At 50.6% G+C, this 20913-nt stretch carries 18 protein-coding genes; 13 read left to right on the top strand and 5 right to left on the bottom strand.

The features are described 5' to 3' along the window. The first annotated feature begins 74 nt into the window (after positions 1–74). The 4 genes from AB2U10_RS07025 to nadE all read left to right on the top strand — a co-directional run bounded on the left by AB2U10_RS07025 (position 75) and on the right by nadE (position 5527). Complete coding sequence (locus AB2U10_RS07025; protein WP_367913641.1) at positions 75–275, top strand: Sec-independent protein translocase subunit TatA/TatB; 201 nt, start codon at positions 75–77, stop codon at positions 273–275. Between the two features lie 87 nt (positions 276–362). Beyond that, a complete protein-coding gene (gene gatA, locus AB2U10_RS07020; protein WP_367913640.1) occupies positions 363–1775 on the top strand; it encodes an Asp-tRNA(Asn)/Glu-tRNA(Gln) amidotransferase subunit GatA in 1413 nt (470 codons plus the stop codon). Between the two features lie 118 nt (positions 1776–1893). Beyond that, positions 1894–3459 (top strand): lytic transglycosylase domain-containing protein, encoded by a 1566-nt coding sequence (locus AB2U10_RS07015; protein ID WP_367913639.1) that lies wholly within the window; start codon positions 1894–1896, stop codon positions 3457–3459. A gap of 82 nt (positions 3460–3541) precedes the next feature. Next, positions 3542–5527, top strand: coding sequence for an NAD(+) synthase (gene nadE / locus AB2U10_RS07010; protein ID WP_367913638.1), 1986 nt, complete (start codon positions 3542–3544; stop codon positions 5525–5527). Positions 5528–5635: 108 nt separating this feature from the next. Here the strand turns inward: nadE and AB2U10_RS07005 are convergent, their stop codons facing one another. Next, positions 5636–6745, bottom strand: coding sequence for an endonuclease/exonuclease/phosphatase family protein (locus tag AB2U10_RS07005; protein WP_367913637.1), 1110 nt, complete (start codon positions 6743–6745; stop codon positions 5636–5638). A 218-nt stretch (positions 6746–6963) separates the two neighbouring features. Here AB2U10_RS07005 and rimP point away from each other — a divergent pair, with 218 nt between their 5' ends. The 8 genes from rimP (at position 6964) to AB2U10_RS06965 (ending at position 16147) form a co-directional block, all read left to right on the top strand. Beyond that, entirely contained in the window at positions 6964–7419 is a 456-nt protein-coding gene (rimP, locus tag AB2U10_RS07000; RefSeq protein ID WP_367913636.1) for a ribosome maturation factor RimP, read from the top strand. A gap of 14 nt (positions 7420–7433) precedes the next feature. After that, a complete protein-coding gene (gene nusA / locus AB2U10_RS06995) occupies positions 7434–8678 on the top strand; it encodes a transcription termination factor NusA (protein ID WP_367913635.1) in 1245 nt (414 codons plus the stop codon). Between the two features lie 59 nt (positions 8679–8737). Continuing rightward, positions 8738–11611 carry a translation initiation factor IF-2 gene (gene infB / locus AB2U10_RS06990; protein ID WP_367913634.1) on the top strand — a complete coding sequence of 958 codons (2874 nt, stop codon included), beginning with the start codon at positions 8738–8740 and terminating at the stop codon, positions 11609–11611. A gap of 166 nt (positions 11612–11777) precedes the next feature. After that, on the top strand, positions 11778–12419 hold the full coding sequence (locus AB2U10_RS06985) for an O-methyltransferase (protein WP_367913633.1): 642 nt from the start codon (positions 11778–11780) through the stop codon (positions 12417–12419). A gap of 4 nt (positions 12420–12423) precedes the next feature. Then, on the top strand, positions 12424–14670 hold the full coding sequence (locus AB2U10_RS06980) for a LysM peptidoglycan-binding domain-containing protein (protein WP_367913632.1): 2247 nt from the start codon (positions 12424–12426) through the stop codon (positions 14668–14670). Beyond that, positions 14667–15236 carry a DUF3109 family protein gene (locus tag AB2U10_RS06975; RefSeq protein WP_367913631.1) on the top strand — a complete coding sequence of 190 codons (570 nt, stop codon included), beginning with the start codon at positions 14667–14669 and terminating at the stop codon, positions 15234–15236. Before AB2U10_RS06980 ends, AB2U10_RS06975 begins: the two co-directional genes overlap by 4 nt. After that, a complete protein-coding gene (locus tag AB2U10_RS06970; RefSeq protein ID WP_367913630.1) occupies positions 15223–15537 on the top strand; it encodes an MGMT family protein in 315 nt (104 codons plus the stop codon). Before AB2U10_RS06975 ends, AB2U10_RS06970 begins: the two co-directional genes overlap by 14 nt. A 139-nt stretch (positions 15538–15676) precedes the next feature. Further along, entirely contained in the window at positions 15677–16147 is a 471-nt protein-coding gene (locus AB2U10_RS06965; RefSeq protein ID WP_367913629.1) for an Lrp/AsnC family transcriptional regulator, read from the top strand. On the opposite strand, the gene AB2U10_RS06960 is transcribed toward AB2U10_RS06965, so the two are convergent. Further along, a complete protein-coding gene (locus AB2U10_RS06960; protein WP_367913628.1) occupies positions 16133–17359 on the bottom strand; it encodes a tetratricopeptide repeat protein in 1227 nt (408 codons plus the stop codon). The genes AB2U10_RS06965 and AB2U10_RS06960 overlap by 15 nt on opposite strands. A 130-nt stretch (positions 17360–17489) precedes the next feature. On the opposite strand from AB2U10_RS06960, the gene hpt reads away from it, so the two are divergent. After that, complete coding sequence (gene hpt, locus AB2U10_RS06955) at positions 17490–18023, top strand: hypoxanthine phosphoribosyltransferase (RefSeq protein ID WP_367913627.1); 534 nt, start codon at positions 17490–17492, stop codon at positions 18021–18023. Here hpt and AB2U10_RS06950 read toward each other — a convergent pair. From AB2U10_RS06950 to AB2U10_RS06940, 3 genes are all read right to left on the bottom strand, one after another. Further along, positions 18003–18932 (bottom strand): ABC transporter ATP-binding protein, encoded by a 930-nt coding sequence (locus tag AB2U10_RS06950; RefSeq protein WP_367913626.1) that lies wholly within the window; start codon positions 18930–18932, stop codon positions 18003–18005. The two genes, hpt and AB2U10_RS06950, sit on opposite strands and share 21 nt — an antisense overlap. 108 nt (positions 18933–19040) lie before the next feature. Next, entirely contained in the window at positions 19041–19787 is a 747-nt protein-coding gene (locus AB2U10_RS06945; protein ID WP_367913625.1) for a zinc ribbon domain-containing protein, read from the bottom strand. A 19-nt stretch (positions 19788–19806) separates the two neighbouring features. Further along, entirely contained in the window at positions 19807–20904 is a 1098-nt protein-coding gene (locus AB2U10_RS06940) for a Nif3-like dinuclear metal center hexameric protein (protein ID WP_367913624.1), read from the bottom strand. Between the last annotated feature and the right edge of the window lie 9 nt (positions 20905–20913).

The raw sequence follows: 20913 nt of genomic DNA, 5'->3' as shown, positions 1-20913 counted from the left end.
CCACTTTTTTATATTTTTTGGTTTTATTTACCGTAAAAGTTACTAATTTTGTTGGACATTAAAAAATTTGTGAGATGGAGCTAGCAACATTATTGTTTTTAGGATCTCTGGGAGGTTCTGAAATATTTGTCATCCTTTTTGTTATCCTGTTGTTTTTCGGAGCGAAAAAGCTTCCCGAACTGGCCCGCGGCTTAGGCAAAGGAATCAAAGAATTTAAGGATGCCACCAAAGATGTGAAGGAAAACATCGAAAAGGCAACCAAAATAGAAGACTAATTTTATCCAGTTGCAGATTATAACGGAACAACAGATTTGTGATCCTTCACAAACCTGTTGTTTTTTGTTTTAAACCCCCAAAGAAAGGTGCAGTATTCTGATTATCCCTCTTTCAGAAATCAACTTATATCCGGACAAAGTGACCTGGCTGAAACCGTAGAGCACTTCCTCGAAAGAATCGAATCGCTGAAGCATCTGAATGTTTTCCTCGACGTGTATGCCGACGAGGCCCGGCAGCGTGCGCAGCAGGTCTCTGCAAAGCTCAGGAACGGTACGGCCGGTAAGCTGGCCGGCATGGTCATCGGGCTCAAAGACATTATTGCCTATAAAGATCACGGGATACAATGCGGTTCCCGGATTCTTGACGGCTTCATTTCCCAATTTTCCGCTACCGCTGTTCAGCGCCTCCTGGATGAAGATGCCATTATCATTGGCCGGCAGAACTGCGACGAGTTTGGCATGGGTTCTTCCAACGAGAAATCGGCGTTTGGGCCTACCCTGAATTACCTCAACGAGAAAAAAGTGCCGGGCGGCTCTTCGGGCGCCAGTGCCGTGGCTGTCAGCGCCGGCCTGTGCCATGCCTCTATTGGCTCAGATACCGGCGGATCGGTACGCCAGCCTTCCGCTTTCTGCGGAACCGTGGGCCTGAAGCCTACTTACGGGCGGATCTCGCGCTGGGGACTGGCCGCATACGCCTCGTCTTTTGACTGCATCGGCCCCATCACCCGCTCGGTGACTGACGCTGCCCTCCTGCTGGAGGTCATGGCCGGCAAAGATGAGTATGACAGTACGGCAGCTTCTTTGCCCGTAGAAGCATACGCCTCTTTCGCTGAAGCGCCCCGTGCCTCCAGGATAGGTTATTTTAAAGACGCCCTGGATTCTCCCGGTCTCGACCCGGAGGTACGTGATGCCACCCTGGCCCGGCTGGAAGAGCTGAAAAAACAGGGCCACCAGGTCACAGCGCTGAACTTTCCCGAGCTGAAATACCTCTTACCGGTTTACTATACGCTCACCATGGCAGAAGCCTCTTCCAACCTGGCGCGCTATGACGGCATACGCTACGGGTACAGGACCGCAGATGCCCGGAACCTCGACGATCTCTACCGGAAAAGCCGGGGAGAAGGCTTCGGGAAAGAAGTAAAGCGGCGCATCATGCTCGGTACCTTTATATTAAGCGCCGATTATTACGATGCGTATTACACCCGTGCCCAGCGGGTTCGCACCGTTATCATGAAAAAAACCGCGAAGTTTCTCGAAGAGGTTGACTTCCTGGTATCGCCTACCACGCCTACCCCGGCTTTTGACCTGGGGAAGAAAACGCAAAACGCCATGGAGTCATACCTGGCCGATGTATTTACCGTGCACGCCAACGTGGCCGGCCTGCCCGCCGTTTCAGTGCCTAACGGTAAAAACCGCGAAGGCCTGCCCTTCGGCTTCCAGGTGCTGGGCCGGGCATTTGGCGAAAAAGATTTATTAAATTTCGCAAAGAGTATAGAATAAACACCTTAAAAAACAGTTTTTATGGTGTGTTTTATTTTTTTACTGATTCTTTTTATTAAATTTGGAGCGTAGCTTTCCGGAATATTGTATTGGCATGCTGAAAACTCTTAGAAACATTATGAAATTCTCAAAATTATTTTTGACCTTTTCTGCGGTTGTTGGATTTGGTTTTAGTGTAAGTGGTCAGATTAATGAAGGGGTGAATGAAGAGTCTGTTGAGTCGCAACCCGTCGAAGAAGTTAAAATTTCCTACCCGTACCAGGTAGAGGTGATGGATGAGCGGGACCATGTTCCTTACACCATCACGGTTCTGGATCCTGAAATTATCAAAGCCCGTTTAAAGTCTATTGAAAAGACCATGCCGATGGTCTATAACGAAAGCGTGGAATACTGGCTGAATTACTTTACCCAGAGAAGGCCCAATTTCACCAAGACCATGATGGAAGAGATGTCGGTCTATTTCCCGGTTTTTGAAAAAATACTGAAGGAAAATGACATGCCGGAAGAATTAAAGTACCTGGCCATCCTGGAATCAGGTCTTAACCCGAAGGCAGTATCCAGGGCAAAGGCAGTAGGTTTGTGGCAGTTCATGTCGTTCACCGGCAAAGAGTACGGCCTGTCTATCAACCAGTATGTAGATGAGCGCATGCACCCCCAGAAATCGACCGATGCAGCCTGCCGCTACCTGAAGTTCCTGAACCGCATGTTCAACGACTGGGACCTGGCGCTGGCTTCTTACAATACCGGACAGGGAAGGATCAGCCGGGCCATGAAAAAAACAGGGCTGACCAACTACTGGGATCTTCACCCGCATATTCCGAAAGATACACGGCATTATGTACCCCAGTTCATAGCCCTGGCCTACCTGATGAACTTCGGACAGGATCACGGCATTATTCCTGAAAAGCAGAACATCAGCCCTGCGCTTGAAAATATTTATATCGATACCGATGTAGACCTGAAAGTCCTGGCTGCGCTGACCAACAATACCCTGGAGGAGATCCAGCAGTATAACCCTCACCTGAAAGCTACAGTACTACCCCAGACCCGTTACGGGTATGAGATAGCCTTACCGGCAGCATCGGTGGCTTACTTTAACGAGAACCGGGCTACCATACTCGACTCGGCCAGCAAGACCTTTTCTATCGGCATAGGTACCGAACCGGCAGAAGCCGTACTGGCTTCTTCATCTTCCTCTGCTCCGGCTCCGGCAGAAGCGGTGGTGGAAGAAGGCGGTGCCATTGTGATCGGCAGACCGGTGGCCGTCCGGCATAGTGTGGCTGCCGCTACCGCCCCGGATGACGACTATGTAAATGTAACCCGCAAAGTGAAGAAAATTCACAAGGTAAAACGCGGTGAGGTCATGAACAAAATAGCCGATAGGTACGATGTAACCGTCAGCGACATCAAGAAATGGAACGGGAAATCTTCTTCCAAAGTACTTGCCGGTGAGTCACTGACCGTATATGTAGACAAAAACGAGAAGGTTAAAGCCAATAGCCTGGTGGCTAAAAAATCATCCGAGAACGTGAAAGAGCCTGCTTTCTATACCGTAAGACGCGGCGATACGCTCTGGAACATTTCTCAACGGTACGAAGGCGTAACCGTAAACGACATCAAGAAATGGAATAACCTGAAAGGAAATAACGTGGTAGTAGGCCAGAAAATCAGGATCCGTTCCTGATCACGGCAACCGCAAGAAACAAAAAAGAGAAGCGCAGGCTTCTCTTTTTTTGTTTAACTTTGGGCTCAAATATACGTTTGCAATGCTAAAAGTAGGAGCCGCCGCACTTAACCAGACTCCCCTCGACTGGAAAGGAAACCGGAAACGCATCACGGAAGCCATAGAAAATGCCCGGCAGAACGGGGTGCAGGTTCTTTGCCTGCCCGAGCTGGCCATAACAGGTTACGGCTGCGAGGATGCCTTTTATTCGCCGGACGTTCTGAAACGGAGCCTGGATACCCTTCAGATGCTGGTGGCCGAAACGTCAGGACTGGTCACCTGCCTGGGGCTGCCCCTGCGCATACAAAACAAAACGTACAATACGGTGGCAGTGGTAGCCAACCGGCAGATCCTGGGGTTTGTCTGCAAGCAGCACCTGCCCAATTACGGGGTCTTCTACGAAGACCGCTGGTTTCACCGCTGGAAAGCAGGGCAGTCGGCCATTGTACAGGTCGACGGTACGGCCTACCCTGCCGGCGATCTCCTGTTTGATATTTCGGGCATAAAAGTGGGTGTGGAAATCTGTGAAGATGCCTGGGTGGCTGATCGCCCCGGCCCCCGCCTGTTTGCCCGCGGTGCCGATATTATTCTCAATCCCAGCGCCAGTCCGTTTACCTTCAGCAAATTTCAGACCCGTGCACAGCTGGTCACCGATGCCTCGCGCGCGTTTGCCTGCGCCTATGTTTACACCAACCTGCTGGGCAATGAATCGGGGCGGCTGATTTTTGACGGCGATGCCATGATCAGCTCCGGAGGTGAGCTCCTGGCCTCGAGCGACCGCTTCAGCTATGCCGATCACACGCTGACCACAGCCCTGGCAGATATTGAAAAGAACCGGATCGAGCAATCCAAAATCAAATCTTCATTTGCAGACGATACCCTTACCGTAGTTTCTTCTTTCCGCCCTGAGACTTCGTTTGAGCCCCAGGTGACGGGAAATATCCTTGAAAATTTTGAAAAGGGCGGACATCTGAAAGAAGAAGAATTTGCCCGGGCGGTAAGCCTGGGGCTTTTTGACTACCTGCGGAAATCACGCTCTTACGGCTTTACCGTTTCGCTCTCCGGCGGGGCCGACTCTTCCGCCTGTACGGCCCTGTGCGCCCTGATGATCCGCCTGGCCGATGAAAGCATCGGGCTGGAGGCTTTCCGGCAAAAGCTGTCGTATATTCCGGGCATAAACGGGTGCAGAACCATCGCAGACATAAGCCGCCTGCTCATCACCACCCTTTACCAGGGAACCCGCAACAGCTCGGAAGATACCCTGAACTCGGCCAGGGCGCTGGCCGAAGACTGCGGAGCCGAATTTCTCCGGGTAGACATTGATGCGCTGGTAAATGCGTATACCGACCTCATCGGGGAAAAGATCGGCCGGCCGCTCAGCTGGGAAACCGACGATATCCCCCTGCAGAATATCCAGGCGCGGGTTCGCGCCCCGGGCGTATGGCTGCTGGCCAATCTGAGCAATCACCTGCTTCTTACCACCTCTAACCGCTCGGAAGCAGCCGTGGGGTACTGTACCATGGACGGCGACACGGCGGGCAGCATTGCTCCCGTTTCAGGCATCGATAAAGCCTGGCTGAGAGAATGGCTGATCTGGCTGGAGAAAACCGGCTGCGAAGTGAAAGGCCGGCACATCCGGATGGAGGGATTGCAGTATGTAAATGCCCTGCAACCTACGGCCGAGCTACGCCCGAAAGAGAAGACCCAGACCGATGAAAAAGACCTTATGCCCTACCCCGTTCTGAACCGGATCGAGCAACTGGGTATCCGCGACAAGAAATCGCCCCTGGAGTGCTTCCGCCTGCTGGAAGAATCGGAAACGGGCTACCGCCGGGAAGACCTCTACCACTGGGTCAGGCGTTTTTTCACCCTGTGGAGCCGGAACCAGTGGAAAAGAGAGCGGTATGCGCCGGGTTTTCACCTGGATTCCTATAACCTGGATCCCAGAAGCTGGTGCCGTTTCCCTATACTGAGCGGTTCATTTGAAGAAGAGCTGGAAGAGCTGGAGGCGTATTTTGCGGGATTATAACCAAATCTCCCAACAAGCGGAGCCGTTGCGCCATTGTCACCTCCACTCGAAACTATCCACTCGGAACTATCTACCCGAAACTATCTACCCGGAACTATCCACTCGGAACTATCTACCCGAAACTATCTCATATTCCCCATACACCGGGTAATGATCGGAATATTTGTACTGGTTCAGCGTATTGAACCGGATAATGCGGAAGCCCTGCGGGTCAAAAAACTGGTTATCGATGCGGAGAAAGCTCAGGATCTTACGATACGTAAACCCGAAGCCCGTACCGGCTTCTTCAAAGCCGTTATGCAGCAACCGCCTAAGCTTGCCGTAAGCATACCCGTAAGGCAGCTCATTCAGGTCTCCGGCTACGATAACCGGGTAAGGACTGCGGCTGATCCAGGTCTCCAGGACACCTACCTCGTTTCCCCGGTCAGAAAACCCGTTCTTCAGCTGGCTGAGTACGGTACGGGTTTCTTTCTTATTGAGCTTGTGGCGGTTGTCAAACATTTTATTGACCCGTATCCCCATTGATTTTAACTGGAAATTGATCACCCGTATGGTGTCGCCGTTCACCACGATATCGGTCGACAGCAAGCCGTTATTATTGGTGGGCCAGTACATTTCCTCCTTCCGGATAATGGGATACCGGCTGAAAGTGGCCAGGCCTATGGTTCCTTCTCCGCGGTCGTTACCCTTTTCCGAATGCATGTACACGTAATACGGGTTTTTGCCTGCCGTTCTCCGGATCAGGTCAAACTCATAAGTACTTTCGTCGTTGTAAAATTCCTGGAAACACTTGATGTCGGCCGGGATAGACACCACTGACTCCGAAATACCCTTCGTATCTTTCCCGGCATGGCCTTTCCGGTAATTTCCGAAATCGGCATACATGATATTATAGCTCAGGAGTGAAAAATCTACCCGGCCTTCCTGTTTTTCCCCAAAACCGAATCTGAAGGTCCGGTCTTTAATAGACCAGGTCATAAAAAGAAGCACAAGCGAGAGCAGCGCTTTGGCTGACCGCCCCAAAGCCCATACCACCACAAAAAAAAGATTTCCGAGCAGCACCAGCGGGAACGAGAGCATCAGGAAGCCGCCTATCCAGTGCTGAATGTTAGCAGAGAACACCAGCTGGTAAACCAGCAGGGAATACAATGCGAACAGGATATTGATCAGAAAGAAAAACTTTCGAATAAAGTCGGCTACCGCTCTTAAAAACATCATTCAGCATCATGGACCATCCCACAAATTAAATAAGTTAATTGATAGATTGCGCTTATATCAGCTTATTTATTCTGCCCGGTGGCTTCATTTTTAGCAGGAACGTAAGCCTGTGAATGAATATTTTAGGGCGAGACCTGAAAAAATAAAATAAAAGGTGTATTTTTGCATAAAATTTACAAGGAGCGGAGGGGGTGGAAACCTCCTTTTTTGATTAATACATGTCACTGAAAGAAACTGTTATCAGGCTGGTGGACGGGCAGATCGCCGAAACCGACTACTATGTGGTTGATATTGTGGTATCTGATTCGAAGATCAAACGGAAAGTTACCGTTTTCCTGGATTCGGATACGGGAATTACCATTGATGAGTGTACCGCTTTCAGTCGTGAGCTGGGCAACCGCCTGGAGGAGATCATTGACGATGCCTTCACCCTGGAAGTTTCTTCGCCGGGCGCCGACAGCCCCCTGAAATTTGAGCGCCAGTATGTGAAGAATATCGGCAGGAGCCTCCGGATCACGAAAACCGACGGCAGCGAGATCAAAGGAAAGCTGACAGAAGTAAATAACGGCACAGTGGTCATTGAGCCCGAAGCCAAAAAGAAAATAAAACCCGAAGCGGTGACGCTGCCCCTGGAGGAGATCCGGGAGGCGAAAGTCATCATTTCATTCAAATAAAACGAAATACACGTATGTCAAGTGGAGATTTAATTGAATCGTTCGCGGAGTTTGCACGAGAAAAGAACATAGACCGGCCTACCATGATCGCCATCCTGGAAGATGTGCTCAGGACCATGATCCGTAAAGCTTACGGGGAAGATCATAACTTTGATATTATCCTGAACCCCGAAAGCGGTGACCTGGAAATGTGGAGGAAGCGGGAAATTGTTGACGATAACTCGGAAGATATCTGGGATCACGATAAAATTCCGCTGTCAGAAGCACAAAAGATCGAGCCTGACTTTGAGATCGGTGAAGAAGTGGCAGAATCCGTGAAAATTGAAGATTTCGGCAGACGGATCGTTCAGACGGCCCGCCAGACCCTTATCCAGAAAGTAAAAGACCTGGAAAAGGAAATGTTGTATGACCAGTACAAAGACCAGGTGGGTGAGCTGGTTACCGTAGAAGTGTACCAGATTCTCAGCCGCGAGGTGATTTGTATGGATGAAGAAGGAAACGAGCTCTCCCTACCCAAAGGAGAACAGATCCCGAAAGACCGCTTCAAGAAAGGGTCCAGTATCCGCGCCATCATCCACAAGGTAGAAATTCACAACGGAAATCCCAAGCTTACCCTTTCCAGAACATCACCGGTTTTCCTGGAAAGATTGTTTGAGCTGGAGATTCCCGAGATCCAGGATGGAATTATTTCTATACGAAAAATTGTTAGAGAACCAGGGGAAAGGGCCAAAGTGGCGGTTGAATCGTTTGATGACAGGATTGACCCGGTGGGAGCATGTGTTGGTATGAAGGGTTCCCGTATCCATTCCATCGTTCGTGAGCTGGAAAATGAAAATATTGACGTGATCCAGTGGACGGACAATATTCATCTCCTGATCTCCAGAGCACTGAGTCCTGCTAAAATCAGTAACGTAAGGTTTGATGAATCCGCCGAAAGGGTATCGGTATTTTTAAAACCCGACCAGGTTTCACTGGCCATCGGTAAGGGCGGACTGAACATCAAGCTGGCCAGTAAGCTGATCGGGCTCGAAATCGACGTATTCCGTGATATTGACGGTGTGGTTGAGGAAGAAGACGTGGATCTGATGGAATTTACGGATGAGATAGAAGAGTGGATACTCCTCGAATTCCGTAAAATCGGCCTCGATACCGCCAAGTCTGTTCTGAATGTACCGAAAGAAGACCTGGTGAGAAGAACCCCTCTGGAGGAGGAGACGATCGAAGAAGTATTCGATATCCTGAAGAAGGAATTCGAATAAGAACACAGGCCGGGTCCACACAAAAATCAATAACTATTTAAAATTATTCAGAAAATTATATGGCAGAAGAAAAAATGATGCGACTTAGCCAGGCAGCTAAAAAACTGAATGTGGGCATAGCCAAAGTAATTGAGATTTTAGGCTCAACCGGGCATCGTATTGACAATAATCCTAACGCCAAACTTGCATTTGACCAGCTGGAGATACTGGCCCGGGAACTGGATGCTCCCGAGCTGTTGGGAGAAACCCCTGCTCCGGCAAGTGAGACCCGGGTACCTGAAAAAAATGACGCTGACATCCTGTATTTCCGGGAGGAGCCCAAACAGGAAGAGCCCGAGGTCGTTAAGATCGAAACCGTTTTGACCGGCCCTAAAGTACTGGGCAAGATTGATCTGAACGCCCGCGGGGAGGTGAAGATACAGCCGCTGGAAGAGCAGGCACCTGAACCGGTGAAAGAAGAAGAGCCGGCAAAAGAGCCTGAGAAACCGGTTATAGAACAACCGGCACCCGAAGTGAAAGCGCCGCCGGTTGCAGAAGAAGTACCCCCGCCGGTAGTAGCCAAAGAAGAGCCCGTACAGGTTCCTGAAAAACCGGCAGAAGAGCCTGCACCCGAAGTGAAGGCCCCCGAAATAAAAGCACCGGAGGTGAAAGCCCCCGAAGTGAAGCCGGAAGAGCCCAGGAAGAAACCCGAGCCGCCCAAAGAATCTGAGCTGATCAAAGCCCAGGGCGACAGGCTGCAGGGACTGGTGGTTTTGGGTAAAATTGAACTGCCGGTAGAGAAAAAGCCTTCGAAAGAAGATCAGAAGCAAAAGAGGAAGAGAAAACGGGTGATTGTAGGCGGAGAAAAAGTGGGCGACACTTCTTCAAAATCTACTTTTGAAAATTTCAAAGCCAAAGGAGACCAGCCGGCAAAACCTGCCCAGAAAACCTCCAATGACAAGCCTGCTTCCAACAACAACAATAGCAACAACAACAAAGGCGGTAAAAAAGATAAGCGCGAAAGAAGAGAGTTTGTCTCTGACAGCGACGTTAAAGACAGCATCAAGAATACGCTTTCCCGTATGCACAGCAAGGGGAACGACTTTGGTGCCAAATACCGGAAAGAAAAACGGCGTAGCCGGGCCGAAGCCCAGGATGCCCGCGATCAGCGCGAGCTGGAAGAAAGCGGTATCCTGCGGGTAACCGAGTACATCTCGGCCTCGGAGCTGGCTTCACTGATGAACGTTTCCGTAAACGAGGTGATCGCCGCCTGTATGCGGATGGGTATTTTTGCCTCGATCAACCAGCGCCTCGACGCCGAAACCATCCAAATGGTGGCCCTCGAATTCAACTACGAAGTGGAGTTCATATCGGCCGAGGAAGAAGTTTCTTTCGACGCCCACCAGGAAGTGGACGCCGAAGAGGACCTGGAGCCCCGTGCGCCTATCGTGACCATTATGGGACACGTTGACCACGGTAAAACCTCCCTCCTCGACTATATCCGGAGAGCCAAAGTGGCCTCGGGAGAAGCCGGGGGGATCACCCAGCACATCGGTGCCTACTCAGTGACCATCAAAGACGGCCCGAACAAGGGGAAATCCATTACCTTCCTCGATACACCCGGTCACGAGGCCTTTACCGCCATGCGGGCCCGGGGTGCGAAGGTAACCGACGTGGTGATCATCGTGATTTCTGCTGACGACAGCGTGATGCCCCAGACACGGGAGGCCATCAACCACGCGCAGAACGCAGGCGTGCCTATCGTATTTGCCCTGAACAAGATTGACAAGCCGAACGCCAATCCCGATAAAATCCGGGAAGACCTGGCCAAGGAAAACATACTGGTGGAAAGCTGGGGCGGTAAGTTCCAGGAACAGGAAGTATCGGCCAAGTCGGGCCTGGGGATTGACGACCTGCTCGACAAAGTATTGCTGGAAGCCGAGCTCCTTGAGCTGAAAGCCAACCCCAACCGGAATGCCACCGGTACGGTCATTGAAGCTTCGCTTGATAAAGGCCGGGGTTATGTGTCCACCATCCTGGTAGAAAACGGTACCCTGAAAGTAGGTGATATCCTGTTGGCAGGCCAGTATTTCGGAAGGGTAAGGGCCATGGTTGACGACCTGGGTGCACGGATCAAAGAAGCCGGGCCTTCCATTCCCGTGCAGATCCTCGGTTTACCGGGCGCGCCACAGGCCGGTGACAAGTTCAACGTGATGGACTCTGAGCGTGAAGCGCGCGAGATTGCCAACAAACGGGAACAGCTGAACCGCGAAATGAGCATCCGGGCCAAGAAACACATTACCCTGGATGAAATTGGCCGGAGGAAGGCGATCGGTACCTTTAAAGAGCTTAATATCATCATCAAAGGTGACGTGGACGGCTCGGTGGAAGCCCTGGCCGACTCCCTGCTGAAGCTGTCTACTGACGAGGTGCAGGTGAACATCATCCACAAAGGAGTGGGTCAGATCTCCGAATCTGACGTTACCCTGGCTTCTGCTGCAGATGCTATTGTGGTTGGCTTCCAGGTAAGGCCTTCGAACAATGCCAAACGTATTGCCGAGAACGAGCAGATCGAGATCCGCCTGTACTCTATCATTTACGACGCCATTAACGAGGTGAAAGATGCGATGGAAGGGCTGCTGGCACCGAAAGAAGAAGAAGTGGTTACCGGTAATATCGAAGTGCGCGAAGTCTTTAAAATCAGCAAAGTGGGTACCATTGCCGGTAGCTATGTAACAGACGGTTACGTGAAACGGAACAACAAGGTACGGATCATCCGCGAGGGTATCGTGATCCACGAGGGAGATATTGCCCAGCTGAAACGTTTCAAAGACGATGTATCTGAAGTAAGAGCCGGTTACGAATGCGGTATCAGTATTCATAAATTCAACGATATCCAGATCGGAGACATTATCGAAAGCTTTGAAATCAGGGAGCTGAAGAGGTCGCTGTAAGTAAGTGAAAAACTAAAAGTTAAAAGTGAAAAGTTGTGGAACATTCTTTCAATTTAAATTACTGACTGAATGTACCGAAACTTTTCACTTTTAACTTTTAGTTTTTCACTTTTAACTGCTTTCCTCTCTTCCGTCAACCGCTTTTCTTATGTATATTTGACGGATCATGAACATCACTGACCCGAGAGCCGAAGAATACTGCCTTGCGCACACCGGTCCTGAGCCGGATGTGCTGGCAGCTGTTAACCGGGATACGCACGCCAACCTGCTGAAGCCCCGCATGCTTTCGGGGCACTTCCAGGGGCGCCTCCTTTCACTCATTTCCCGGCTGGTAAGACCCCGCAATATCCTGGAAATCGGTACCTTTACAGGGTATTCAGCCCTGTGCCTGGCCGAGGGATTGCAGCCCGGCGGCAGACTTTATACCCTGGAGGCAGACGAAGAGCTGGAAGACAGGATACGCCGGAATATTGAAATGGCCGGCAAAACTGCCGATATTGAATTAATTATTGGCCCCGCACTGGAGATTATTCCCCGTTTAGATATTAACTTTGATTTAGTTTTTATTGATGCCGATAAGCTCAATTACCTGAATTACTATAAGCTGATCATCGACAAAGTAAATGTTGGCGGGGTGATCCTTTCCGATAACGTGCTTTGGTCGGGAAAAATCACCGACGAAACGAAAAACGATGCCACCACACAATTGCTCCGGGAATTTAACGATTACCTGGCGCAGGATAACCGAACAGAAAAAGTGCTTTTACCTGTAAGAGACGGCTTGTTTGTCTCTCTTAAAATAAAATAATACGATGAAAAAAAAATTACTCGCCTGTTTGTTTCTCCTGGCAGCCTTGCCGGGAATCGCTCAGACCCTGCCTGAAACCCCGCTGAAAGTAGAGTTTGCCAACGTGCAGATCCTCCTGAACTCTGATTCACGGCAAAAGATCAACGCAGAGGTGCAACGCCTGCTTACCCCGCAAAGCAGCTACCTGAACGAGAAGCTGGAACGGATGCAGTTGTATTTTCCGATTATAGAAAAAATCCTGGAAGCAGAGAATGTGCCGGACGATATGAAATACCTGGCGGTTCTGGAAAGCGACCTGAACGCCAACGCCGTTTCTCCTACCCAGGCCGTAGGCTTCTGGCAATTTAAAGATTTTACCGCCCGTGAAATGGGCCTGACCCTCTCCGGCTCCCAGGATGACCGGAAGAACCTGCACCTGTCTACCCAGGCAGCCGCCCGGTACCTCAAAAAGAATAACCAGATTTTCAAAAACTGGCTCTCTACCACTCTCTCGTATACCGTGGGAGCCGGTGGCGCCGCTGACCTGGTACCCGTGGAATGGTCATTTGCCAGCGAAGTGAAGCTGGAGAAAACCCAGCATCCCTACCTGATTAAGGCCATTGCCCACAAGCTGGCCTACAGCCACCGGCTCAAGCAGATACCTCCTACCACCAAAACCCTGGTGGAATACCCGGCCAAAGGGAAAAAAATAAGCGAAATAGCCGAAGAAGTCAGCCTGCCGGAGAGCGAGATCCTCCAGAACAATCCCTGGCTGACCGCATCGATCGTTCCTACCGATAAAGACTATATTGTCCTGGTAAAAACCGACAGGGCTTATGCAGGACAAATAGCCGTACACGCCAAAGACCTGGCCAAAACGGATTATATTTCAATCGGCTACCCGAAACTGAAACGCCAGACCCTGGTGGTTACCTCAACCGATCAGCCGGTATTCTACGAAATCAACGACAAACGCGGAATTCTTGCCCAACCCGGCGATGAAGTAGCCCAGCTGGCCCGGAAAGGTAAAATAAGCATCTTCAAGTTTTTGTCGTACAACGACATGACCGACCGCGACATGGTGAAAGAGGGCACGGTGTATTACCTGCAGAAGAAACATAAAAAAGGGCCGGTTCCGTACCATACCCTCTCAGACCGCCAGGACCTGTGGGAGGTAGCGCACATATACGGAATGCGCCTGAAAAACCTGAAGAAATTTAACCGCATCAGCGAAGGCGAAGAGGTTCTTCGCGGAAGAATACTCTGGCTGCAGAAGAAACGTCCGCGGAAAACACCTGTGCAGTACAACAAGAACCTGGTAGCACCGCCTGAAATATTCACCACCGAGCCGAAAGAAAGTGCGCTGACCACGGCAATTGCCCAGGAGCCGGATACCGATACGGCATCCACCACGCAGTATATTACTCATCGTGTGCTTGAAAACGAGACCCTGTTCTCGCTGGCCAAAAAATACGGAACCACCGTAGAAAAGCTGAGAGAGCTCAACCACCTGGGGCCGTCTGAAGGCATTAAATACAACCAGCGCCTGCTGGTTCCTTACTCTTCTGAACCGGAAGACGACTGGGTAGAAGACGAGCAAAAAGAAGCTAAGCCCGTGCTCATGCCACCGGCCCGCAAAGAAACTCCGCCGGCTACGGTACCGCCAGCCAGAGAAACACCGGCGGTGAAGATCCCGGTAGAAACAGCACCCGTAGAAACGGCACCGGCAGAAAAGAAGGTAACTACCGAAAAAGTATCGCCTGCTGCAACCGGTAAGCATGCCGTGAAACGGGGTGAAACCCTGTTCAGCATTGCCAACCGCTACGGTATCACGGTAGATGAGCTGCGCCGCCTTAACCGGATGCAGCCTTCTGAAACCCTCAAATCGGGAACTACCCTTATTGTACCCGGCGGAAGCACCGTTCTGCCCGCAACACCGGCTGCTGTACCCGCTAACCCGGTGAGTACGCATACCGTACAACGGGGAGAAACCCTCTTCAGCATTGCCAATCGTTACGGTTTAACGGTGAACGAGCTGAGAGACCTGAACGGAATTTCAGGCAATTCGATCCATAGCGGCCAGAAGCTCCGGGTAAAAAGCGGCGGTAGTCCTGCTCCCGTACAGGAAGTACGCTACCATACGGTAAAAGCCGGGGAAACGTTATTCAGTATCGCTAACAGTTACGGCGTTACCGTGGAAGACCTGAAAGCCTGGAATAACATGAAAAGCAACAACCTGATGGCCGGCAAAAAAATAATTGTAAAGAAATGATCCTGATTGACGATACCTGCGTAAGCGACGATATTGCAGACAAATTTTTTGTGTGTAACCTGGAGAAATGTAAAGGGGCCTGCTGCGTGGAAGGTGACCTCGGCGCACCGCTGGAGGAATCGGAATTGCCTGTGCTGGAAGAGATTTACGAGAGCGTGAAACCTTACCTCACCCCGGAAGGGATAGCGGCCATTGAAGAACAGGGGAAATACATTATGGACTGGGAGGGAGATTACTCTACCACCACCATTGATGACCGCGAATGCGCCTATGCTTTTTACGACGAAAGGGGAATCCTGAAATGCGGCATAGAACAGGCCTACCTGGAAGGGAAAACCGACTTCAAAAAACCCATTTCCTGCCACCTCTACCCCATCCGCATTACCAAATATGAAAATTTCCATGCCCTGAATTACGACCGGTGGAGCATCTGCTCCGATGCCTGCACATTGGGCGAGCAGCTGGGCGTTGAAGTTTACAGGTTTCTGAAAGAACCGCTTATCCGGGCATACGGTGAAGAATGGTACGATCAGCTCACCCGGGAAATAGAGCATGGAAAGGTTTGACGAAGTATATGAAGTGGTCAGGCTTATTCCCCCGGGAAAAGTAAGCAGCTACGGTGCCATAGCCCGGTACCTCGGAACCTCTCCGCGCATAGTAGGCTGGGCCATGAATTCGGTAAAAGGCGATGACGCCGTACCCGCCCACCGGGTGGTCAACCGTAACGGCGTGCTGACCGGTAAAATGCACTTCTCCCCTCCTCAGAAAATGCAGGAAGACCTCGAAAAAGAAGGGCTGCAAATTGCAGGCGACCAGGTCGTGAACTTCAGCGAACACTTCTGGGATCCCTCTGCAGAGCTGCTCTGAAGCGATACCTCCTGAAAATTGTAAATGTTTTAAAAGTAAAATTAATTTTTACCGATGTATTTTACTTTAAAATTATTCTAAAATATTATATCTTTGTACCAAATATTCTTTTGACTTCTCATATACTTAACAATATATAATGGCATCAGTAAAACTTGATCAGATTGATCGGAAGTTATTGGAGATTCTCCAGAGCAACGGGAAGATCACCAATGCACAACTTTCCAAAGAAATCGGCTTATCGCCGGCCCCTACCTTAGAGCGTGTAAAGAAGCTGGAAAACGCCGGGATCATCGAAAGCTATCACGCCCAGCTTGATCGCCAGAAAGTAGGTCTCGGGGTAATGACTTTTGTACAGGTTACTCTTTCGGGCCATAAAAAATCAATCACCGAAACCTTTGTAAAGGTTATTGAAAAGGTACCGGAAATTATTGAGTGCCACCACGTGACCGGTTCATGCGATTTCCTGCTGAAGGTTATTGCCAAAGATATCGCCTCTTACCAGACCCTCATCATGGAGACCATCAACGAGATTGAAGTGGTGGCCAGCACACAAACCATGGTGATCCTGTCTACCTTCAAAAGCAGCAAGGTTTTACCGGTTCCCTGATTTCTTCCGGGCCGCTTTCAGCGCTTTTGTCATCGTTTCCAGCTCTTCTTTTGCTTCTTTATAGGTTGATGATTTTTTATCGGAGTTTTTCATGGCTTCACCCAGGTATTTTACGGCCTGCTGGTAGTCTTTTTCCGCTAATGCTATTTTTCCCAGCGCCAGGTTGGCACCGGCGTAGTAGCCCGTTTCTTTGGAGTCGTTTTCCAGCGCAAACCGGATGCTTTCCTCGTAATAGCGCCTGGCTTCCTGAGTATCCCGGTATTTGTTCAGGTAAATATACCCCAGGATATACGCGCCGTAGCGGCCGTCATTGGCGCCGTAACCGTATTTTTTTTCTTCTACCTGGGTCAGGAGCTCTTTAGCATACACTTCGGCTTCGTTCAGCCGCCCCAGGGCAAACGAATTCCGGGCCACGAAACGGTGGAAAAAAGAATTGTGCGGGTACATGCTGTGCATCTGGGCCGCCATCATCAGTGATTTTCCCGGTTGCTTTTCCATCGCATAAATCTGTACCAGGAAATAACGGGCCTCCATACGCGAATAGAAGGCATTATTGGCCACGTATTCCAGCTGCCGGATGCCCTGCTCCTTGTCGCCCTTCCGGAAAAAAGTAAGAATAGGCCTTAGCGACCTGTAGTTCTCGTGAATCCATTTGGAGTAGTAATTGTACACCCCGTCACCAAAAAGCAATTCCGGGTTAATGTTCTCCTCACCCCGGCTGTCGTCGAGGTATTTGATGGCCTTCTTGCCGGCCCAGGCCGACTTCACCCATTTCTCACGCTCGGCATACAAACGCCCTTTAATGGCGTAGGAGGCACATAGAAAGAACATGGCTTCCTTGTTGTTCCTGTTCTTTTTCAGCATCTTTTCCGCCTTGTCTATGGCTTCATCCATGTAGAGATGGCAGCCCTCGTCGTAGCGTGTCTGCTTGGTGTCAGGCACAATCCGCCACCATTCATTGAGGCCCAGCAGGAAGTCGCCGATAGGGTGTTCGGGAAACTCCACCTTCAGCCACTTGAACTCGCGGGCGGCCTCATCAAACCGGAAATCGTACATGAGGTTAAAGGCTTCGGTGGTGCTGATCTGGATGCCCCGGTCTGTCAGGATCTTATTCATATCCGGCCCCTTGTCGCCCCTCACATAAGGAACCGATTGCGCAGAAGTAAGATGAAACAACGAAGTAAGGAGAAACAGGAATATGAGCTTTTTCAAGGTATGTTTTGGTTCACAGACGCCACAAAATTACATAACGAAGCGCAGCTTATAAAATTTATACGCTGCGGGTACTTTTTCATGCCTCCGGGTCAATTATTATTTCTATTTTTGCGTAAAATTCTCTGCAATGATTGAAGTTCTGGACCTCAGATTTAAAGAATACATTAGTGAAGAAAGAATACAGGAAAGGGTGAAAGCCATAGCCTCTGAGCTGAACCTGAAATATGAGGGCAAAGATCCTTTGTTCCTGGGTATCCTGAACGGCTCATTCATGTTTATTGCAGATATTTTCAAACATGTGAACATTCCCTGCGAGGTCAGCTTCCTGAAGATCAATTCTTACCTCAACACATCTTCAACCGAAAAAATAAAAGAGCTGATCGGTCTCAACCAGTCGCTGGAAGGGCGCCACGTGGTGATCCTCGAAGATATTGTAGATACCGGGCGTACGCTGGACTATATTCTGCGTACCATTGGCGAAAGGAACCCGGCTTCTGTAGAGGTGGCCACCCTTTTGCACAAACCTTCTGCCATGGTGGTTCCCGTGCAGATTGATTATGTGGGCTTCGAGATTGAAAACCAGTTTGTACTGGGCTATGGCCTGGATTACAACGGCTACGGCCGCAACCACAATTCTATTTTAATCAAAGTGGATGAATGAGCGTATACCGAACGTATACCTCTTCCCGTTTTCGAGCCGCTCTTCCGAGCGTGCGCTGACCGGGCCGTTTGCGGTGTCCAGCACGATATCGTAATGGCTTCCCTGGAATACTACGGCCCTTACGGTTCCCTCCCAGGGGCCTTCCGGTGAAAAAACAACGGCCTCCGGTCTGAAAAAATGCCCGGCCTCCCATTCATTCACTTCACCGGTGAGCTCGGCCACGTAGCGGTTCCGGGGCCGGAAATATATGTCTTCCGAGGTGGCGTTCTGCAGGATCCGGCCGCGATCCATGATCACCAGGCGACCGGCCATACCAAAAGCATCATAAATATCGTGTGTCACCATGGCACAGGCAATCTGCTCCTGTCTGACCACTTCTGCCAGGCTGAGCATGATTTTCTTTTTATGGATCCTGTCGAGGTTAGCCATGGGCTCATCCAGCAGCAGCACCAGGGGCTCGTCGGCCAGCGCCCGGGCAATCATCACCCGCTGAATCTCCCCGCCCGAAAGCTCCCGCGGCAGCTTACCCAGCAAAGGCCGGAGATTTAAGGCCCGTGCCAGGGCATTTACCCTTGTCTTCTGGTAGCCTTTCTCATAATAACGCAGCTCATAGGCAATGTTTTCGGCAATGTTGATATGCGGGAACAGCGTATTTTGCTGGGTAACCAGCTTGATCTTCTCATGACCGGGCACCAGCTTTTTCGAAGGGGTAAGAATGGGCTCACCGTTAAGGAGGATCTGGCCTGACGCCGGTTCTTTCAATCCGGCCAGCAGGTGCAGCAGGGTGGACTTGCCCGAGCCGCTATGCCCGATAATGCCCGTAATCTCCCCGTGGTTCAGCCGGAGAGAAACCGGTTTCAAAGAAAAGGTATCGCCGTAGGAGTAGGTGAGTTTCTGGGAACGGAGCATGAGAGTAAATAGTTCCGGGTTGAGAGTTCCGGGTTCCGAGATTCCGGGGCGGTCAGCACCACTCGGAACTCTCAACCCGGAACTAAAAAAAAGAGGTCAAAAGACCTCTTATTTTTTCTTCCGGTGTACTTTGATCATGTCAGCATCTGCCAGGATACGCCCGCAGTGCTCACAGATAATAATTTTTTGTTTTTCCATGATATCGGCCTGCCGTTGCGGCGGTACCACGTTAAAGCAGCCTCCGCAGGCACCCCGGTCTACCGCTACTACGGCCAGACCGTTTTTAGCTCCCGAACGGATCCGGTGATACGCCTTCAACAGGCGCTCATCTACTTTTTTAGCCTGCTTTTCCGATTGACGGATCAGTTTATCTTCTTCTTCCTGGCTTTCGTTGATCAGCTTTTCCAGCTCGGTGCGCTTCTGTTCAAGGATAGCCACACGCTTTGCTTTCATTTCGTTTGTCTGCTCAATATCCGCCAGCTTCTGGGCAATCCTGAATTCTGCTTCCCGGATCCTTTTATCGGAAAGCTGAATTTCCAGCTCCTGTAGTTCCAGCTCTTTAGAAATGGCATCGAATTCCCGGTTGTTCCGGACATTCATCTGCTGGTCCTTGTATTTCAGGATCAGCTTGTCTGCTTCTCTTTTATTCTCAATGTGGTTTTCGATCTCCGTTCTGTAGCCTTCTATCTCCGCCTCGTACTTTTTCACCCGGGTTTCAAAGCCAATCACCTCATCTTCCAGGTCTTTCACTTCTTCCGGAAGGTCTCCGCGAAGCTTTTTCAGCTGATCTAACCGGGAATCTATCTCCTGGAGTTCTAACAAACTTACCAGTTTATCTGCAATTGTAATTTCCATATAGTATTATAACCACTTTTTAGTAATAATAATTCACCGGATTGGTATTCACTTCCGACAAACAGGTTGCAAAAGTAGTAATTTTTTTTGATATAATTTCTACCAGCAGATCTTTTGTAAATACTTCACTTTCAAAATGTCCGATATCTGCAATCAGGATTCTGCCCTCTGCCCCGAAAAACTCGTGGTATTTGTAATCGGCGGTAATAAACGCATCAGCTCCTGCTGCCAGGGCATCGCCCAGCAGGAAGCTTCCCGAGCCTCCGCAAACCGCAATTTTCCGGATCGGGGTGCTCACCGGGGTATACCGGATCACCTGCAGGTTCATGCGCTCTTTCAGGTAAGCCAGGAATTCTTCCGGCGGCATGGCCGCAGGTAGCCGGCCTATGACGCCCGAACCTGCCTCCTGATTGGCATTTTCAAGGGTCTGCAGGTAGTACGCCACCTCTTCGTAGGGATGTGCGGCCAGCATGGCGCCGAGCACCTGGCTTTTCCGGTAAGCGGGCAGGATGACCTCCACCCGGTTTTCTTCCACCTCTTCCAGCACACCTCTTTTGCCGATAGCCGGGTTAGCGGCCTCTTCGGGCCGGAAGCTGCCCGTGCCCGTGGTACGGAAGCTGCAATCCGAATAATTGCCGATGGCTCCCGCCCCTGCCTTATGCAGAGCCGCCAGCACACAGGCGGTGGCTTCGCCTTCGGGCACAAAGACCGTCAGCTTAAGCAGCGTATTTTTCTTCTTTCTCAGGATGCTCACACCGGTAAGGCCCAGCCTTTCGGCAATGCGGTAGTTTACACCGTTCACCACGTTATCGAGGTTGGTATGAATGGCATACACCGCCACGTTATTTTTAATGGCTGCAATGGCCGTCCGCTCCACATAATCAGCACCCGTGAGCCGTTTCAGCCCCCTGAATATAAGCGGATGGTGCGCTACCACCAGGTTGCACCCTTTCTGCACGGCTTCCTGCACCACATCTTCCGTAACATCGAGGCTCACCAGCACCCCCCTGATCTCGCTCTCCGGGTCTCCTATCAGCAGACCCGAGTTATCGTAGTCTTCCTGGAGCTGCAAGGGAGCCAGCTGTTCGAGCATGGCGGTCAATTCCCTGATCTTCATTCCTGTTGC

This window comes from Leadbetterella sp. DM7 (assembly GCF_040829825.2).
Taxonomy (GTDB): domain Bacteria; phylum Bacteroidota; class Bacteroidia; order Cytophagales; family Spirosomataceae; genus Leadbetterella.
Note: the sequence above shows the minus strand (reverse complement) of the source record. Positions and strands in the feature narration are given on the sequence as shown.

Bases quoted from the DNA above. Each gene is read 5' to 3' on its own strand.
- hpt (WP_367913627.1), top strand. From the start codon at position 17,490: ATGATTGAAGTTCTGGACCTCAGATTTAAAGAATACATTAGTGAAGAA.
- nusA (WP_367913635.1), top strand. From the start codon at position 7,434: ATGTCAAGTGGAGATTTAATTGAATCGTTCGCGGAGTTTGCACGAGAA.
- AB2U10_RS06945 (WP_367913625.1), bottom strand. From the start codon at position 19,787: ATGGAAATTACAATTGCAGATAAACTGGTAAGTTTGTTAGAACTCCAG.
- AB2U10_RS06950 (WP_367913626.1), bottom strand. From the start codon at position 18,932: ATGCTCCGTTCCCAGAAACTCACCTACTCCTACGGCGATACCTTTTCT.
- rimP (WP_367913636.1), top strand. From the start codon at position 6,964: ATGTCACTGAAAGAAACTGTTATCAGGCTGGTGGACGGGCAGATCGCC.
- AB2U10_RS07005 (WP_367913637.1), bottom strand. From the start codon at position 6,745: ATGATGTTTTTAAGAGCGGTAGCCGACTTTATTCGAAAGTTTTTCTTT.
- AB2U10_RS06970 (WP_367913630.1), top strand. From the start codon at position 15,223: ATGGAAAGGTTTGACGAAGTATATGAAGTGGTCAGGCTTATTCCCCCG.
- nadE (WP_367913638.1), top strand. From the start codon at position 3,542: ATGCTAAAAGTAGGAGCCGCCGCACTTAACCAGACTCCCCTCGACTGG.
- AB2U10_RS06980 (WP_367913632.1), top strand. From the start codon at position 12,424: ATGAAAAAAAAATTACTCGCCTGTTTGTTTCTCCTGGCAGCCTTGCCG.
- AB2U10_RS06985 (WP_367913633.1), top strand. From the start codon at position 11,778: ATGAACATCACTGACCCGAGAGCCGAAGAATACTGCCTTGCGCACACC.
- AB2U10_RS06975 (WP_367913631.1), top strand. From the start codon at position 14,667: ATGATCCTGATTGACGATACCTGCGTAAGCGACGATATTGCAGACAAA.
- AB2U10_RS06965 (WP_367913629.1), top strand. From the start codon at position 15,677: ATGGCATCAGTAAAACTTGATCAGATTGATCGGAAGTTATTGGAGATT.
- AB2U10_RS06940 (WP_367913624.1), bottom strand. From the start codon at position 20,904: ATGAAGATCAGGGAATTGACCGCCATGCTCGAACAGCTGGCTCCCTTG.
- AB2U10_RS07025 (WP_367913641.1), top strand. From the start codon at position 75: ATGGAGCTAGCAACATTATTGTTTTTAGGATCTCTGGGAGGTTCTGAA.
- infB (WP_367913634.1), top strand. From the start codon at position 8,738: ATGGCAGAAGAAAAAATGATGCGACTTAGCCAGGCAGCTAAAAAACTG.
- AB2U10_RS07015 (WP_367913639.1), top strand. From the start codon at position 1,894: ATGAAATTCTCAAAATTATTTTTGACCTTTTCTGCGGTTGTTGGATTT.